This is a genomic window from Microcystis sp. M53598_WE2 (genome assembly GCF_030067735.1).
GTDB classification, from domain to species: Bacteria; Cyanobacteriota; Cyanobacteriia; order Cyanobacteriales; family Microcystaceae; genus Microcystis; species Microcystis aeruginosa.
The window spans coordinates 1-1200 of record NZ_JASJFE010000388.1 but is presented as its reverse complement, the minus strand read 5'-3'; the positions used below and the strand labels follow the sequence as shown (position 1 = coordinate 1200).

The window sequence follows — 1200 nt, the reverse complement described above, 5'->3', positions numbered from 1 at the left end:
TCAGAGAATAATTGGTTACTGCAAGAATACACCCCAGCCAGGGGAATTATATCCCTAGATTCTTTAGGAATTAGCTTAAATCTTGCCGATATTTACGAAGGAATTGATTTTAATTGAGGAATAATTTATGAATGATAACCTTTTTTTCTGTGATCTAGGTTATAATCAGGAGGATTAAAAATTCTGTGACAGAGAAAATGCTAACTCGATCTCCTACCAAAACCCGCAGCTTAGAAGAATATCGTAATTTAGAAACCATAGCCGAGGTTAAACACGAATATCACGACGGAGAAATTATCGAGATGACAGGGGGAAGCATCAATCATAATCGACTGGTACGCAATTTAATTCGCTTGTTAGACAATGCTTTAAGGAAAACTATTTATGAAGTCTTTCCCAGTGATTTGCGACTATGGATACCCCAATATAATCGCGGTTTATACCCAGATTTAATGATTATTGCCGGGGAACCATTATTTAGTGATAATCGCAACGATGAAATTTTAAATCCCTGCCTAATTATCGAAGTTTTATCTCCTTCCACCTCCGGTTATGATCGGGGTGATAAATTTCGTTATTATCGTTCTATACCCCAATTAAACCAATATCTTCTCGTCAGTCAAGGGGAGATACTAATAGAATCCTATAGCAAAACCTCAGAGAATAATTGGTTACTGCAAGAATACACCCCAGCCAGGGGAATTATATCCCTAGATTCTTTAGGAATTAGCTTAAATCTTGCCGATATTTACGAAGGAATTGATTTTAATCTCAACTCCTAACTTTAGCTATCTTTTAAGAGGACGTACTAAAAACAATTTTACCATCTTTTACCGCCACTAAACGCAAAGTTAAGGGGCCAGCCGTATTAGTTTTACTAGCGGCAATTGCCTCAAGTGTCTCGATAGAATTACCCGACTTTTTGACTTGACCAATAAAGTTAACTACCGTAGTTAATAAACCATCTTCCACCTGAATTGACCCTAAAACTCCCGCACTTCTAGCGCGAAATTGAGCCGAAGCTAAGAGTAAATCTAAGCGCTTTTGTAGGTCTTCTTCTGTCATATTTTGGGGATCAATGGAAACGGCAGCGATTACCTGTTTCTCCTCAAAAACTCTTTGATTGGGAACCACATCAGCAAAGACACGAATCTCGCTTTCTCCTAAGACATAATTACCTGCTGAAAGGATTCTCACCAC

General features: G+C 38.1%; 2 protein-coding genes. One reads left to right on the top strand and one right to left on the bottom strand.

The annotated features are described in order from the left end of the window. The first annotated feature begins 197 nt into the window (after positions 1-197). Positions 198-782 (top strand): Uma2 family endonuclease, encoded by a 585-nt coding sequence (locus PX636_RS08400; RefSeq protein ID WP_288116737.1) that lies wholly within the window; start codon positions 198-200, stop codon positions 780-782. Positions 783-795: 13 nt separating this feature from the next. Here PX636_RS08400 and PX636_RS08395 read toward each other — a convergent pair. Then, positions 796-1200 (bottom strand): DUF3084 family protein (locus PX636_RS08395; RefSeq protein WP_502882861.1); only part of this gene is annotated, 405 nt, incomplete at its 5' end.